This window comes from Bacteroides togonis (genome assembly GCF_900130135.1).
GTDB classification, from domain to species: Bacteria; Bacteroidota; Bacteroidia; order Bacteroidales; family Bacteroidaceae; genus Bacteroides; species Bacteroides pullorum.
In genome coordinates this window covers 2,037,049-2,051,788 of sequence record NZ_LT670820.1, presented here as the reverse complement: position 1 = coordinate 2,051,788, position 14,740 = coordinate 2,037,049, and the positions used below count along the sequence as shown (strand labels likewise).

Sequence of the window (14,740 nt, the reverse complement as noted above, 5' to 3'; positions counted from 1 at the left end):
AAGGATGATTTTCTAAATACTAAAAAGAATATGAGAAAAGTAAGCAGAGAAATGAGTAGCGATTGGGCGTTGGAAATAATGCGCAAGGCTCCGTACATTACTGTAAGTTTTACAAGGGCGGATGGCACGGCCTATGGTGTGCCGCTCTCGCTGGCTTGTGCTAGCGACAATGTGTGGTATTTTCATTGTGCGCCTGAAGGTGACAAGCTCGATGCACTGGCTGTACATCCAGAGGTATGCCTTTCGGCTGTCACGAAATGCCAACCTACGGTTGGGCCTAAAGATGGTACTTTTACGCTTCAGTATCGTTCTGCAATAGCCTTTGGGAAAGCGGAACTTGTGACAGATGACGATGAAAAGATACATGCTCTCAAGCTGATAAGTCAGCGTTTTCTGCCCAAGCACATGGAGGCTTTCGACGATGCAGTCAAGAGAAGTATTCATCGTACAGCTGTGGTTCGCATAACGCTGACTGGCCTTCCTACTGGTAAGCGTAAGCAGTATGATAAAAATGGAGAAGAAATGAAGTATGGAAGGATGGAATGATGTAGAATACTGAATGAAAATGAAAAACGTCCGACTATATATTATAATCGGACGTTCTTGTAAATGTTTGATTTTTAATAGTTTGCGGAGAGAGAGGATTATGAACCTTTCTCTCCAAAATCCTTATGAATCAACATTTTAATTCAGTTCAATTTTTCAAGTGTAACGATTTAGTAACTGAAAACTGTCTTTTTGTGTCACTCATAGACTTTCGCTTGTCTAAGCTTTATCATTACATTACAAAGGTACATTTTCCTGTTTATAATTCCAAATTGTAGTCTCCTTTTTATGTTTTTTACATCGTTCTATAATCCCTTCTGAAAACCACTTCTGCCTGATGCGCAAAAGCCGATTTCAGAAACAGTACAAGCAAAAGAAAAGCCCACAGCGACCACAATGTCATAAATGACACTGCCATCGCCGTGGGCACTTCTTTTATATGCTTGTACTAAAACGGTAAAACCGTTCTTATAGTCATTATTTCATCCATATACAAGTAGCCGAAAATGCCACTTCTACAGGACACGCCAAGCGTGGATCTGTTCTTGTGACCATTTTCGGCTACAAAGCCCCGTGTCGTAAAACCAGTTTGCCTTCCATTGCAGACAAAGCAACGGCAGACAATCCCGTTTTACGACAATGTACCACCGGAGGAACACCAGTAACCGCAAGCCATGCACGCATGACAATGACGGTTACAGGACTTCCACACGGCGGTCGGAAAGCCAACTTTCCCCTTATTTGTAGCACCGCCCTTAATCTATCCACATGGCGCTGCACGCCAATATATCTGTCCCTTTTCCTTTCCGCCTCTCTATGCGTATGCCTCTGTTTCCATGCCGCCATCCAGGACGGCATCAGGTGTCATTTTCGTTGCATGGGGCAAAGGTAAAGACGGGATTAGGAACTCAAATTTTTTGTCGAAAAATCTCCACGCCCTTTCAGGGGTAGTATTTTGTCTAAAAAATTTGCTAATCCTACTCCCTAACCTTTGAGAAGCCCCCGAAACGAAAACGACCAATGCGGTCGGAAGACGTCACAAGAAAACATCGGACATACAGAGAGGCGAAAAGAAAAAGAAACCGCCCACTCCAAATCCGAACAAGGTAATCAACAATCTAAAATCGGAAAATATGAGAATGATATTGAGTGACATCGGAAAGGTATTGTGGAAAGCATTATCCGCAGTAGTAACGACAACATCAAACATAGCCTTTTGTGCTGGCAGTTTGGTAGTAGGTATCATAGGAGAAATCCTATTCGGCATGTTGAGCATCATGTTCGGCATCCTAATCTCCCTATTTTCAGTAATGGCGGCAATTGGCTTTTTCATTTGGTTATTAACAATCTAACAAATAAGGATATGGCAAGACGATACAGCAGGACAGCAGCGCAGCAATGCAGATTTTACGAGGTGGACAACATCTTTGAGTATATGGTGGAAACCTACATCAACGGCATTAAAAACTTTCGAGACAGAAAAAGAAGCTCAAAATTTTTTCAGATATGCTACGAGTGAAATTATTCGCTTTGCATTTTTGCTTACAGACGAATCTTTGACTTCTTTGGCAAAAAAAGTTCCTGATTTATTGGATTATTCTGATAATAATGGTATTATTGATTACGATGGCGACTTAAATATTCAAATTTATAGGTTGTTTTGCATTGACTATAAGAACCAACAGTACATTCGTGAGATACTTGCCTCAAAAGAGTAATTTACAGAAATGGAGGTCATCGTTTCTACAACATGACCTCCTGATTTGTATTATCTAAATATCAATAAATTACATTATAATAATTTCATCTTCTTCAAACCATCTTTTTTTGATAGCTTCAGTTTTTACTCCTTCTGGATTATTTGCATACATTACAACTGCTAACGAACTCTTTGCTCTTGTACATGTAACATAAAATAATCTTTGAGTTCGTTCTATAGAAGTTTCCTTGCCTTCGCTTAAGTTTTTCTTATCAGTGTCTGATAAGCCTTTTATACCGAATAGCTTGTCATAACTAAATAGAAATCCTTTCGCCTCAGAATCATCTATAATAACCATCACACGCTCAAATTCAAGCCCCTTAACCCCTTGATGTGTATCAAATCGTGAACGGTGATTAACATAGTTATCATAACTGTTTATCATATCAATCGGCAAATCCATAACTTCTATCCAAGCACGCAGTTCTTCTTCTATGGAATCTTCTACATCCGATGGCTTAAAAGAATACGCTTGCCGTATAATATCCGGAACTGTCAATAGTTGAGATTTTAGGATTTCCTCTACGATAACACGAATAGTCCCGTTTTTATTTATAATGTGAGCAATTTTCATAGCTTCGTCTCTGCATTTCAAATATAATTCATACGGCTTTTCTTTATTTTGTTTACTTAATAATGGCGAATTTTCTTTCAAAATTTCTAGTGCGACCCGTCCATTCCCTTTCATTGATTCTGCAATGGGAAGCACTTCTTTTGTAAAAAATTCAATTTCTGATACAGTTCCTTGAAGGAATGTCATTTGATATTTTGAAACTTTACTAAATGGAGCAAAAAAACTATCAAATCCTAATCTCCGTGCAGCCATCATATGTTCAAGTGTCAGGATTTTCACATCAGCATCTACTCCCATCCATTTTTTGTCTCGGGTATACTCACTCATTATCTTCATTACGGTTTGCTCAACTTCATCTTTATTTATGCCATCATGTTGTCTTATCACGAAAAGTCTAACAAAACCATCATTAGCATCTTCACGCGGACTTTGTTCTGCATGAATATCTATAGCCTTACCAATAGTATTAGCTAATTGGATTATTCGTTTAGCACAACGATAGTTCATCCTCTTTATTGGCTTCTCCCACTCGGCAGGTATAATGCTTTCAATATTCTCTTTCCCATCTGCATAAATTCGCTGCTTCTGATCGCCAAGCAAACCTAAAGTAAAAATATCAGCAAAGTTTCTTTGTATTTCAAAGAAGGCGTCAATCAATTCTTTCTTTGTGTCTTGGCTCTCATCAATCAAGAGTATCGGATACCGCTGCGCTATGATTTGCTGCAATACTTTGTTTTCAATAATCATTCGTGCTGCGATTTTAATAACCTCAGCATGTTTCAATGCATTATGCTCAGGATTACTGCCATTGGGATTGTATACAAACTTATCTATCGTCTGTGCTTTTATTAATCGCTCTTTTAGATATTCAAGCTTTTCTACATTGGAAAAATAAGTTTTTGTAGCCTTGTTTTGTGTTGCATCTAACTTTTTTTCCAACACTTCCGCATCTTCAATAATATACTGACAATATAGTCTCTTTATATCTGTTTGATAGTATCTGATAATATCCCATACAAAGCTATGAATCGTTGATATGTGAAAAATAGGACTATAATCCAAACGATTGATTATTTCATCTGTAGCTGCATTTGTAAAAGTAATAACGGCTACATTTTTTCCTTGCAATAATAGGTCTTTACCGATACTATTGCGAATTTTTTTCAAAAGAAGAACCAAAGAATGAGTTTTACCTGAACCAGCTCCAGCAAAAAGAAAAAAACTTTTACGTGGTGTTGAAAGAATACACTTCTCTAGTGTTTCATCTACTTGACTATCTATATTATTTTTCATCCTTGTTTCCATTAGAGTCTAAATATAACTTCATCCAGTTTAGTCCTTCCTTAATATATGCGGGAGCTTCTAAGTCGATAAAATCATTTTTATAAAGCAAAGAAACTGCAAAATCAGCCTTTTTAAAATCACTTTTGCTTTCCAGCTTTTCAAATATACATCGTTGTAATTCATTAGCTGAATCACTTTTCCTCAACAGATTCAATATCGTGGTAATGCCGCCCATTTTCTTGAGTCCATCTTGTCTGAATAATTCGAGATTTGTAAATATTAACGCATCCTCAAAAGTATAGGGACATATTTCCACCAAATCCTTTGTATCCTTATCCCACTTGACGTTTATTGAAGTTTGGAATGCGATTTTTACATTACCAATTATCTTTTCTTTTTCATCCAATACCAACAAATCATCTATTTTTTCTTTCTCAGGAAGCCAGTTTTTAATAGAAGGATTACTTGTCTTATAACCCTTTCCTTTAGATGTTATCACGGACGAAAGATGTTTTTTCCCATCTTTTCCTATTTTAGTCTCAGCTGCATCTATATCCGTTATAATCAAAGTGGCTATTCCAATTTTTTCAATAAGTTTACGAAAACTATGTGCATGGCGCCCATTTATCTCTATAACAGAAATATAGTAAGAATCTAATCCTGCTTTTGTGAGAAAGTTAGGAACAAGTATCTTTTCCGCAGGACCTTCAACCAAAATAACAGCATCCGAAAAAAATATATCGCAGTGAGTCAAACGTATATATCTCGTCACAAACTGTTTTGTTTCTTCTTCATCTTTTCCAAATGTACTTGATAAGTTCACGACTTTTGAGATGGGTATTTTACTATCACCTATTACTCGCCTGAAATAACGCATACAGTTTAAATCAAGTTCGTTTACAATATGATTTGAATGTGTACTTAGTACAAGTTGTGTATTTAGCCAAGGATGTTCCTTTATCAGCTCATTGTTGCACAGAGCCTCAAATGCTTTCCTTACAAACACTTGTTGTGCCTGAGCATGTAGGTGCGCTTCAGGTTCTTCTACAAATACTATATGAATAGGTTCAATATTTTCTCCATCACTAAATGTCCTCAGCCATTTTTCTCTAAAGTCTATCAGCTTCATATAAATGGAGATAAGATTTCGATAACCAAGACCGTTATATTTCTCCGGAAGCATTAGTTGCTCCATGCCCTGAATAGCGAACTGAACTGCTGAGTCATGTTTTATAGCTTCTTCAATCTGAATTTTACTTCGTATTTTTATCTCTGGATTTTGGAATCCAGGATAATTAATATTCTTCAATTCGCCTACAGGCATCTCAAAAGTCTTTCTTAATTTTTCATCATATGTTTTATTGGCTATTGCGATACCTCCAAGGAGATTCAAACCTTCTGAAGTTAATTCTTCATCTTCTAGTCCACAACTCTTATAGTACTGTTGAAATTGTTTTGACAATGTATCTATATCACTATCGGATTGCCCTCCTGGATCAGAAAAGTCTCTTGATGCCAATATCGTATCTACTCTGATCAGACTTTCAAAAGGATTGCTATCAAGTTCGTGATCAGGAGTCTCCTGCACTTTGTCTTCTTCGATAGGATCAAGAGCTGGATCTATGATGTAATATTTCACGTTGAAATACTCTTTAAGGTTTAACCCTTTACCTAAAAAATCGCATAAATTTTTGGGATATAATTCAGGAGAGCCAGCCTTCTTCCATTCTTCAGTACTTTCTAAAATGTTTGCCTTTGTCTTGGCTTCCTTGTAAGCAGTATAAAGTTTTTTTACATCCTTGGGGCCATATTGTCCACGGACACCCACCTTTTTACCATCCCATGTACTAAGTGACGGTATCAAGTGATTCACTCGATATTGTTCTCCATCTTCCACATTTATCCAAACATCCATAGATGGCACAATGGTATCCCATTGATGAGAGCTCAATAATGCTTCATCTACAGAATCATTTTCCAGCCATTTCTCACCAATTTCATTAATTAATGCCCAATTTGTTGCAGTGAACTCTTTTAGAGTGAATCTATCTGTATTCTTTAGAAATCCAACAATAGCACTAATAGCTGAAGTCTTGCCACTATTATTAGCACCAACTAAAACTGTTTCCTTTTCCCCAAAATCTATGTGACAATTTTTCAATTTTCGGTAATTCCTAATATGAACTGATTGTATTTTCATGTGTTGCTTATATTAAATGTATAACTCTATATCATTGAGTAATCTTATCACCTTATGCACTTCCGAGTATGCCTTCAAATCTTCCGGTGATTCTTTACACAATTGACATAATTTTTCCGAATTTAACATCGCGCGTTCCAAATCTCCATTCTCTGTCAGGTATTTATAGAGGTTGGTACGTATGAAATATCGCTTTGTCTTTTCATATCCCGGCATGTATTTCTGCAATTCAGGAAGCAGTTGGTCGTAACTTTCATATCGCCGACAAACTACATTGGGTAGAAAGTGGAGCAAGAACCAAAATTCCGTACATGGATTCGTTTCTACAAACATCACTTTGCCAGCGTATTTCTTTGCGCTATACTTTTTCTTTGCTCGTTGATACAATTGCATTTCAGAAGGATATTGATACAGCCTGTCCATATCAAAAAGGCATACGATAAAGTCATATTGCTTGTTCAAGTAGGATTCTACCAATTTTAGAATATGATTGATGTCGCTATGCTGCGGAAAATCCGGAGCGACCTTGAAAGGATAACGACATGCCACCCTCAATGAATCAAAATAGAACCACTCGGTTTCTCCCTCGCCTATGATGGCGATGCTTTTTGTTACTGTCCGCCCCATATCATTAGTCATTTAGGTTAATGTATTGACTGCCAAGGAACGGAAGCTTAACTAATTTACCCTGTTTGTAAGCATTATACGGGGAAAGATTCTTGTGTAAGCCTAAAGATGAAAGACGAACTATTTTAGTCTCTCCATATTCGTCTTTATCCGTAAACCATATTGTGTCACGGCGAATGAATTCTTCGTTGAGAAGATTGATGTCGTGTGTTGTCAACAACATTTGGGATGTTCCTTCACTGTTCGCTAAAAATACTTTTATAAAATAAGCCAGCAGTTCATAGTGGATGCTTGTCTCGACTTCGTCAATAAGCACAAACCGGTTGGTCTTCAACAAGAAATTCAGAATTACTGCCATCCCCAAAAATCTCATCGTACCATTGGATTCATATTCTTCAGACAAATCGTATAGTTTGTCGCCAACCTTATGCTTGAATGTCAATTCTGCATTTGTGATTTTTCCTTTTCTAAGCATTTCAGCTTTTGCCTCATTATCAATAGGGGCATTTTGAATCAATTGCTCCAATTCAGGGGTAATCAATTCTTCCTCTTCATGCAATACGACATCTTCTATGTTAAAATCAGATGCTTTCAAGAAATTTAAAATGAACTTCTTCAAATCGCCTGTTTCATCTTTATCCAATCGTGATTTTACATATCCCGAAAGCAGCATACCGGGAGCCAAAACATCTTTTACCTGTTTGGCAAAGTAATCGTACACATCGTTCAACCTGGTACGCTCCACATTACTTTTGCCAAATGCGGCAAGTACACTGCAATTATTGATCGTGTTGCCGGAAATCACATCCTGACTCTTCCGTGGCATTTTCAGATTTACGCCGAAATCTATTGTTGTGGAATCTGTAGTTGCATCATAACTACGACTGTACAATTTGGTAGGACGGATGGAATCGTAAACAACCAATGTCTCAGAATAGATATATTTTGCGTCCAATTCAAAAGTAAGGATATACTTCGACTTATTAATATAGAATACCATAGACATCTTCGTCCTTTCATTCCTTGATGTGTCATCCAGCATAAAAGGAACGACCCCGGTTTTCTCATTTCGGTCTTTGGGCATCCTAAGAACAAGCATTCTGAAAAATTCCACAGCATTCAAGATATTGGTTTTTCCGGAAGCATTTGCACCATAGATGATGCCCAATTTCAACAATCTTACCCCATCCTTAACTTCATACGAATATTCGTCAGACATAAAGTTATCTGATGAAGGTTCAAAGCTTATCTTTTGTGGAGACTTTATCGAGAAAAAATTTTCAATGGTGAATTCTGCTATCATATTCGTTGAATTTATCTGTCATATGATGCAAAGATAGAAATAAAAATCAATATATGAAATTATAGTACGTATTTTCGTAGTAAAATTACGTAATTTGAATACAAAATACAACTTCAAATATTTTTATAACAATAGAATAACGCAAATAAAATGGAGATTGCATTATTCCTTCATGAAATTTTTCTCTTCATACTATTTTTTATGATTGAGAAATTTCATATCTTTGAAACCTAAAGTAAACGTTCTTTCATTTATGCAAAATCTGGCAACTTGAAGAAGTCTACTCGTTTCTAAATCGTTACCTGTCTAAAAAATAGAGCTTGTAAGTTTCTTATTTTCAATGAATAAGAAAAGATGCGCTGCCTAAAGCAGTGGAAGGTTATGTGCTTTCTGATTCCGGCTTCGGAAATCCATTGTTTCAGGGGATGATGGGTCATGGAGCGGGTTAAGCCTTTGAATACTTTTCCAGTGCCCCATTCACCGCACAACTCCAGTGCTTCCTGACTGATAGGGAGGGTGGCCTCGGTTTCTGTCTTTTCGGTGCAGATACGGATGTAATAGCCTTGATCCGGACCGACTTCAAAATCACGCCAGTCCAGTTTCAGAATATCACTGATACGGAGACCGGTCATGCAGGCAAACAGGGAGGCCTGTTTTAAGACAGGAATCTTGCAGGGTGTAGCTGCCAGTTTCTTGACTTCATCAAGTGTCAGATACTCTTTCTTGACCTCTTTCCATTCTATCTTTTCCAGAAAGTCGTTCAAGTTCTCGCGCAACATCTTCTCTTTATAGGCTATTTTCAATAAGGCACGGAAAGTCGAATAATAGCCGGCTGCCGAATTGCGTGAGATATAAGCATTGGGATGATTGATTTGTTTGCATTTGAGCAGGTAATCCCTGAACTTCTCGCAAAGTTCTACGGTAACGTCTCCGAATGTGCATTTACCGCCGACAAATTTCTCAAAGTGGTTGTAAACGCAATCCCATTTCTCATATTTTTCCCGTGCCTTTGTCCGGAAGTAGGCGAGGAAATCTACCTTTTGCTTGTTCTTGTCCAAGAACCCGAATTCTTCATTGATAAGCGACTGGACACGGATACAGCGGATTGCCTCTGCCTTGTTCAGCATATCCTGATTGAACATTCTTTGCTGCTCGTTCTTAGGCTTGGCATAGATGTAGATACCGAGGAATTCCCGGCGACTCATCTTCATCGTATAAGGATTGCGGATTGCCGGATAATAATCCAGATAAAGAGATATGCGGTCGTTACGCAATGGCTTTTGTCTCAAAGTTACGTTGGTGCATGTAAGTGTCATAGCTATATTGTTTTTTGATTAATACTTGTTTTTGTTGCAAATAAAATAGGTGTTCTAATGGTGGTATTTATCACCGGAAAATAACTTTCGGCTCATTCTATCTTTGGAGGCTCAAAGAACTTGTCCAGCTCTGCCCGCAGGATCTTGGTATATTTACCGACCTTGATACGGGGAATATTATGGTATTTCACATAATGGTAGAGTTGGTCCCGTGTCAGATTGAATCGCTCCATTGCTTCGGCAATGGTGTAGTATTTGGGCTCTTCGGGAGCTATGAGACCTTTGGCAATGTCCACATGCTTCTTGGAGTAGTACACCATGATGCCGACTTTCTTTTTGGGAATGGCATTCTTTGATACAAAAGAATAGATGGCCGTTAGTGTCATGCCGAACTTCTCCTGCATGTCTTGTGTGCTGTACCATTCCTTGATTTCAGGATCGGGAGCTTTCTTTGCAAAGTAATCATCAATATGCTTTTTGCTCCAATAGGTTTTTCCACGGTGAAAGGTTCGTGGAATATTATGTTCCTTAGCGATATGAAATATCCAGGAATCCTTTACGCCATACTTTTCCTTGACTTCAGCTGTGGTGTAGAAATCTGATATTGGAGTTTTCTCTTTGGGCTTATTCTCATTATTGGAAGCAGTAATGTAGTCGAACATCTTATCAATATCCGAACGCCGTACAAGAGTTTTCCCATCAAATCTGACCGCTTTGATTTTCGCATTTTTGATATACCGATAAACTGAGGTACGGCCTACACCTAAAAATGCGGCAACTTCAGTAGGGGTTAAGAACTCTTTTTCAGAATTAGGTTTTAATTCTGCATCGTGTTTCAAGTGGAATTCTTGAATCCGTTTTTTTCTAACTCGATCTTTGTATGCGAGGTTTGCGCACCTGTGTGAACAGTATGCGGTAGTGATCTTGTGGGCGGTAAAAATAGTGCCACACCACTCGCATTTCTTTTGAATTTCAATGTTACTAGCCATTCTAATTATCTTTTTAGTTCGCCAAATCTGTTTCATTGCGTACCACAGCGTTCCAAGGCGTTCCAGGTTATCCACTATCTGGCAAGCAGTAAACCTTGTTTTTGGCTTGTGAGGTACACAGGAGGTACAAAAAATGGCGTAAAAAGGCTTAGCAACGATTATCAACGATACTTGAGCAACAAAAAAGGCGCCCCGTAAAGAGCGCCATATCAATCGATTATAATCAATTTAACTCATTGATAATCAGATAGTTATTTGCCGATGCAAAAGTGCTTGAAGATGTTTCCCAGCACCTCGTCCGTCTCGATGGTGCCGCCCACAATCTCGCCCAGGTGGTGGAGGCACTCACGCAAGTCTTGGCTCACGAAGTCGCCCGAGAGGCCCGAAGCCAGCCCGTCCTGTACGCGGTGGATGGCCGTGAGGGCGTGGGTCAGCGCTTCGTAGTGGCGCACGTTGCTCACCACCACGTCCGTTTGCGACAGGTCCGGCAGGGAGGCGAAGTCCACCAGCCGCTTTTGGAGGTCGGCCAGCCCGTCTTTCTGCTTGGCGGAGAGGGACATGACGAAGGCGTTGTCGGGCAGGTCGTCGAACGCAGGCGTAGGGGCGTCGGTCGAGGGCAGGAGGTCGGCCTTGTTGAGCACCAGCACGAGGTGCTTGCCCTCGCATCGGGGCAGGATGTCGGCACGCAGCTGGCGGTATTGCTCGTGGGCGCGGGTGGCGTCGATGACCCACAGGACGATGTCCGCCTGCTCCAGTTTCTGGAAGCTCCGCTCGATGCCCAGGCTCTCGATGGTGTCGGTGGTCTGGCGGATGCCGGCCGTGTCGATGAAGCGGAAGGTGATGCCGCCCAGGCTCAAGGTGTCTTCGATGACGTCGCGTGTGGTGCCGTGGATGTCGCTCACGATGGCGCGTTCTTCGTTCAGCAGGGCGTTGAGCAGGGTGGACTTGCCCGCGTTCGTCTCGCCCACGATGGCCACGGGGACGCCGTTCTTCAGGGCGTTGCCCACGCTGAATGTGTCGGCCAGGCGGGCGATGACCTGCTCCACACGGGCGGCGATGGCCTCGAGCTCCGAGCGGTCGGCAAACTCCAGGTCTTCGTGGTCGCTGAAGTCCAGTTCCAGCTCCATGAGCGAGGTAAGATGCAGGAGCTGGTCGCGAAGCAGGGCCAGCTCGCGGCTAAAGCCTCCGCGCATCTGGTTCATGGCCATGCGATGAGTGGCGGCCGAGGTCGAGGCGATGAGGTCGGCCACGGCTTCGGCCTGGCTCAAGTCCATCTTGCCGTTGAGGAAGGCGCGCTGGGTGTATTCGCCTGGCCCTGCGGCACGGCACCCCTGGCCGATGAGCAGTTGCATCACCTGCTGGAGGATGTAGGCCGAGCCGTGGCAGGAAATTTCCACCGAGTCCTCGCCCGTGTACGAATGGGGCGCGCGGAAGAGGCTGACCAGTACTTCGTCCACCACTTCGCCTGCGGGCGAGAGGATTTGGCCGAAGGTCAGGGTGTAGGCGGCCCGTTCTGCCAGGGGGTTGCCCGAGGCAGGTGTGAAGAGGCGGTCGGTGATGGCTATGGCGTCGGGGCCCGACACGCGGATGATGCCGATGGCTCCGCCTGGGGCGGTGGCGATGGCGCAGATGGTATCTTGGTTCATTTTCTCTTTGTTGACGATGTATTCTGTTCTCAGATGCGGTCGAGCACCGTCTGGATGAGCGTGTCGATGGTGTTTTTGTAACCCGTGTTGGCCTCTTTGATGAGGCGGTTGGCGATGACCATGCAGACGGTTGTGGCCTTGTGTCCCAGCAATCGTGACAGACCGGCGAGGGCCGAGCTCTCCATCTCGAAGTTGGTGATGTGCATGCCCTGGTATTCGAATTGCTCAATCTTCTCGTTCTGTCGCGGGTCGGCCAAGGGGATGCGGAGTTCGCGTCCTTGAGGACCGAAGAAACCTCCTGCGGCGATGGTGACGCCACGCACCATGTCTTGGCGGGCGATGCGTTCGACGAGTTCGGCATCGGCATCGATGACGTAGGGGGCGGGGGCGCAGAGGTTGCCCGTCCATCCCATGTGGTTCAGGAAGGCGCGTTCCATGGCGAGGTCGCACACGGCGTTTCGCCCTGCGTAGAAGTTGAGCAGGCCGTCGAAGCCGATGGACTTGGCCGAGCAGATGAAGGTGCCTACGGGTGTGTTGGGCTGGAGGCCGCCGCACGTGCCGATGCGCACCACCTGGAGCTGGCGGAGCTGGGGCTTCACTTCGCGCGTCTGGAAGTCTATGTTGGCCAGGGCGTCGAGCTCGTTCATCACGATGTCGATGTTGTCGCATCCGATGCCTGTTGACACCACCGTGATGCGCTTGCCCTGGTAGGTACCTGTAATGGTGCGGAACTCACGGCTCTCTACCTCGCACTCGCGGCTCTCGAAGTGGGATGCCACGAGGGCCACACGACCGGGGTCGCCCACGAGGATCACTTTGTCGGCCAGCCATTCGGGTTTCACATGCAGGTGGAAGACGGAGCCGTCTTCGTTGATGATCAGTTCGGAAGAAGGAAAGTATTTTTTCATATTCGGAATGGGTTTAAAAATGGGTTACTTGTTATTTTTATCTCATTTGTTCAGCGGCGTATTGCTTCCACCCGTAGTGGGGCGGGCAATGGTTTCGCGCATGTCCGTATCGGCTTGGATGTTCTTCATGCGATAGTAATCCATGATGCCCAGGTTGCCGTTGCGGAAGGCTTCGGCCATGGCTTTGGGCACTTCGGCTTCGGCTTCGATAACCTTGGCGCGGGCTTCTTGTGCTTTGGCCTTCATTTCCTGCTCGCTGGCCACGGCCATGGCACGACGCTCTTCGGCCTTGGCTTGGGCGATGTTCTTGTCGGCATTGGCCTGATCCATCTGGAGGGCAGCACCGATGTTCTTGCCTATGTCGATGTCGGCGATGTCGATGGAGAGAATTTCGAAGGCCGTACCTGCGTCAAGCCCCTTGCGGAGCACGAGCTTCGAGATGGAGTCGGGGTTTTCGAGCACGGACTTGTGGCTTTCGCTCGAGCCGATGGACGAAACGATGCCTTCGCCTACACGAGCCAGCACCGTGTCTTCGCCTGCACCACCCACCAGCTGGCGGATGTTGGCACGAACCGTCACGCGCGCCTTGGCGATGAGCTGGATGCCGTCCTTGGCTACGGCGGTCACGGGCGGAGTGTCGATGACCTTGGGGTTGACCGACATCTGTACGGCTTCGAAGACGTCGCGCCCTGCCAGGTCGATGGCGGTGGCCATCTGGAAGGGCAGGTCGATGTTTGCCTTGGCGGCCGACACGAGGGCGTGTACCACCTTTTCGACGTGTCCGCCTGCCAGATAGTGGGCTTCGAGGCCGTCGCGTGTGATGTTGCTCAGGCCTGCCTTGTGGGCTTCGATGAGCCCTGGCACGATGACGTAGGGAGGCACGTTACGGATGCGCATCAGGAAGAGTTGCACCAGCGAGATGTTGACGCCCGACACCTTGGCCGAGAGCCAGAGGAAGAAGGGCACATAATGGAAAAACAGAATCAGAAAGATGATGCCTCCCACGACGAGGAAGGCGGTCAGGTACAAAGAGCTTGTGTCCATTTTCAGTCTTATTTAGAGGTTGACAAATTGAGTTTCGAATATCACAAATCACAAATCACAATTACGCGTTTCGGCTGACAAAGATGGTGCCGCCTGTGATGCGTACTACTACGACAGGTGTCTTTTCGTCCAGAAAGCCGTCGGCCGATGTCACTTCTACCAGATGGCCGGCGATGTTGGCTTGACCTACGAGGGCCAGGCGGGTCTGTGTGATGCCAGTATCACCCACCTGCACACTCTGTTCGGCCGAGCGATCTACCGAGCCAGGGATGTCGGTTTTGAGCGAAATGCTGTCCAGCGTCTTGGAGCGCATGAACCATATGAGCGACCCCACACACGCCACGGCCGAGATGCCCAGCGTGACGAAGCCGCCCGTCATGCCCAGTCGGGTGAAGGCGTAGTAGTTGGCAAAGAGGTAGCAACCTCCTGCCAGAATGCCCGCAATGCTGATGCCGGGGATGACAAAGAGTTCTACCAGAAACAGGATGATGGCCGCTATGAGCAGCACGGCGATGATGGCAATGTCCATATGCTTAGCGTATAA

13 protein-coding genes are annotated in these 14,740 nt (G+C 43.8%); 2 read left to right on the top strand and 11 right to left on the bottom strand.

Annotated features, from left to right (window positions below; all coding sequences use genetic code 11):
* Positions 1 to 30 precede the first annotated feature (30 nt).
* Positions 31 to 546 carry a pyridoxamine 5'-phosphate oxidase family protein gene (locus BQ8005_RS08860; protein ID WP_075317797.1) on the top strand — a complete coding sequence of 172 codons (516 nt, stop codon included), beginning with the start codon at positions 31 to 33 and terminating at the stop codon, positions 544 to 546.
* Between the two features lie 1,036 nt (positions 547 to 1,582).
* Here the strand turns inward: BQ8005_RS08860 and BQ8005_RS08850 are convergent.
* Positions 1,583 to 1,879 (bottom strand): hypothetical protein, encoded by a 297-nt coding sequence (locus tag BQ8005_RS08850; protein ID WP_075317796.1) that lies wholly within the window; start codon positions 1,877 to 1,879, stop codon positions 1,583 to 1,585.
* Between the two features lie 94 nt (positions 1,880 to 1,973).
* On the opposite strand from BQ8005_RS08850, the gene BQ8005_RS08840 reads away from it, so the two are divergent.
* Positions 1,974 to 2,264, top strand: coding sequence for a hypothetical protein (locus BQ8005_RS08840; protein ID WP_234984023.1), 291 nt, complete (start codon positions 1,974 to 1,976; stop codon positions 2,262 to 2,264).
* A gap of 69 nt (positions 2,265 to 2,333) precedes the next feature.
* On the opposite strand, the gene BQ8005_RS08835 is transcribed toward BQ8005_RS08840, so the two are convergent.
* The 10 genes from BQ8005_RS08835 to BQ8005_RS08790 all read right to left on the bottom strand — a co-directional run bounded on the left by BQ8005_RS08835 (position 2,334) and on the right by BQ8005_RS08790 (position 14,725).
* Positions 2,334 to 4,172, bottom strand: a complete 1,839-nt coding sequence (locus BQ8005_RS08835; protein WP_083610534.1) for a UvrD-helicase domain-containing protein — start codon at positions 4,170 to 4,172, stop codon at positions 2,334 to 2,336.
* Positions 4,162 to 6,363 carry an ATP-dependent endonuclease gene (locus BQ8005_RS08830; protein ID WP_075317793.1) on the bottom strand — a complete coding sequence of 734 codons (2,202 nt, stop codon included), beginning with the start codon at positions 6,361 to 6,363 and terminating at the stop codon, positions 4,162 to 4,164. Before BQ8005_RS08830 ends, BQ8005_RS08835 begins: the two co-directional genes overlap by 11 nt.
* 12 nt (positions 6,364 to 6,375) lie before the next feature.
* Positions 6,376 to 6,990, bottom strand: a complete 615-nt coding sequence (locus BQ8005_RS08825) for an RloB family protein (protein ID WP_075319067.1) — start codon at positions 6,988 to 6,990, stop codon at positions 6,376 to 6,378.
* A 4-nt stretch (positions 6,991 to 6,994) separates the two neighbouring features.
* On the bottom strand, positions 6,995 to 8,293 hold the full coding sequence (locus tag BQ8005_RS08820; RefSeq protein ID WP_075317792.1) for an AAA family ATPase: 1,299 nt from the start codon (positions 8,291 to 8,293) through the stop codon (positions 6,995 to 6,997).
* 290 nt (positions 8,294 to 8,583) lie between these two features.
* Positions 8,584 to 9,609 (bottom strand): site-specific integrase, encoded by a 1,026-nt coding sequence (locus tag BQ8005_RS08815; protein ID WP_075317791.1) that lies wholly within the window; start codon positions 9,607 to 9,609, stop codon positions 8,584 to 8,586.
* Between the two features lie 92 nt (positions 9,610 to 9,701).
* Complete coding sequence (locus BQ8005_RS08810; RefSeq protein ID WP_075319066.1) at positions 9,702 to 10,598, bottom strand: helix-turn-helix domain-containing protein; 897 nt, start codon at positions 10,596 to 10,598, stop codon at positions 9,702 to 9,704.
* 251 nt (positions 10,599 to 10,849) lie between these two features.
* Entirely contained in the window at positions 10,850 to 12,244 is a 1,395-nt protein-coding gene (mnmE, locus tag BQ8005_RS08805) for a tRNA uridine-5-carboxymethylaminomethyl(34) synthesis GTPase MnmE (RefSeq protein WP_075317790.1), read from the bottom strand.
* Between the two features lie 29 nt (positions 12,245 to 12,273).
* A complete protein-coding gene (locus BQ8005_RS08800) occupies positions 12,274 to 13,152 on the bottom strand; it encodes a nucleoside phosphorylase (protein ID WP_021847280.1) in 879 nt (292 codons plus the stop codon).
* A gap of 42 nt (positions 13,153 to 13,194) precedes the next feature.
* A complete protein-coding gene (floA, locus tag BQ8005_RS08795) occupies positions 13,195 to 14,196 on the bottom strand; it encodes a flotillin-like protein FloA (RefSeq protein WP_075317789.1) in 1,002 nt (333 codons plus the stop codon).
* A gap of 61 nt (positions 14,197 to 14,257) precedes the next feature.
* Entirely contained in the window at positions 14,258 to 14,725 is a 468-nt protein-coding gene (locus BQ8005_RS08790; RefSeq protein WP_021847278.1) for an NfeD family protein, read from the bottom strand.
* Positions 14,726 to 14,740 lie beyond the last annotated feature (15 nt).

Coding starts and splice junctions, on each gene's coding strand:
- BQ8005_RS08800 (WP_021847280.1), bottom strand. CDS start 13,152: ATGAAAAAATACTTTCCTTCTTCCGAACTGATCATCAACGAAGACGGC.
- BQ8005_RS08830 (WP_075317793.1), bottom strand. CDS start 6,363: ATGAAAATACAATCAGTTCATATTAGGAATTACCGAAAATTGAAAAAT.
- BQ8005_RS08810 (WP_075319066.1), bottom strand. CDS start 10,598: ATGGCTAGTAACATTGAAATTCAAAAGAAATGCGAGTGGTGTGGCACT.
- BQ8005_RS08820 (WP_075317792.1), bottom strand. CDS start 8,293: ATGATAGCAGAATTCACCATTGAAAATTTTTTCTCGATAAAGTCTCCA.
- mnmE (WP_075317790.1), bottom strand. CDS start 12,244: ATGAACCAAGATACCATCTGCGCCATCGCCACCGCCCCAGGCGGAGCC.
- floA (WP_075317789.1), bottom strand. CDS start 14,196: ATGGACACAAGCTCTTTGTACCTGACCGCCTTCCTCGTCGTGGGAGGC.
- BQ8005_RS08815 (WP_075317791.1), bottom strand. CDS start 9,609: ATGACACTTACATGCACCAACGTAACTTTGAGACAAAAGCCATTGCGT.
- BQ8005_RS08825 (WP_075319067.1), bottom strand. CDS start 6,990: ATGGGGCGGACAGTAACAAAAAGCATCGCCATCATAGGCGAGGGAGAA.
- BQ8005_RS08790 (WP_021847278.1), bottom strand. CDS start 14,725: ATGGACATTGCCATCATCGCCGTGCTGCTCATAGCGGCCATCATCCTG.
- BQ8005_RS08850 (WP_075317796.1), bottom strand. CDS start 1,879: ATGAAAAAGCCAATTGCCGCCATTACTGAAAATAGGGAGATTAGGATG.
- BQ8005_RS08835 (WP_083610534.1), bottom strand. CDS start 4,172: ATGAAAAATAATATAGATAGTCAAGTAGATGAAACACTAGAGAAGTGT.
- BQ8005_RS08860 (WP_075317797.1), top strand. CDS start 31: ATGAGAAAAGTAAGCAGAGAAATGAGTAGCGATTGGGCGTTGGAAATA.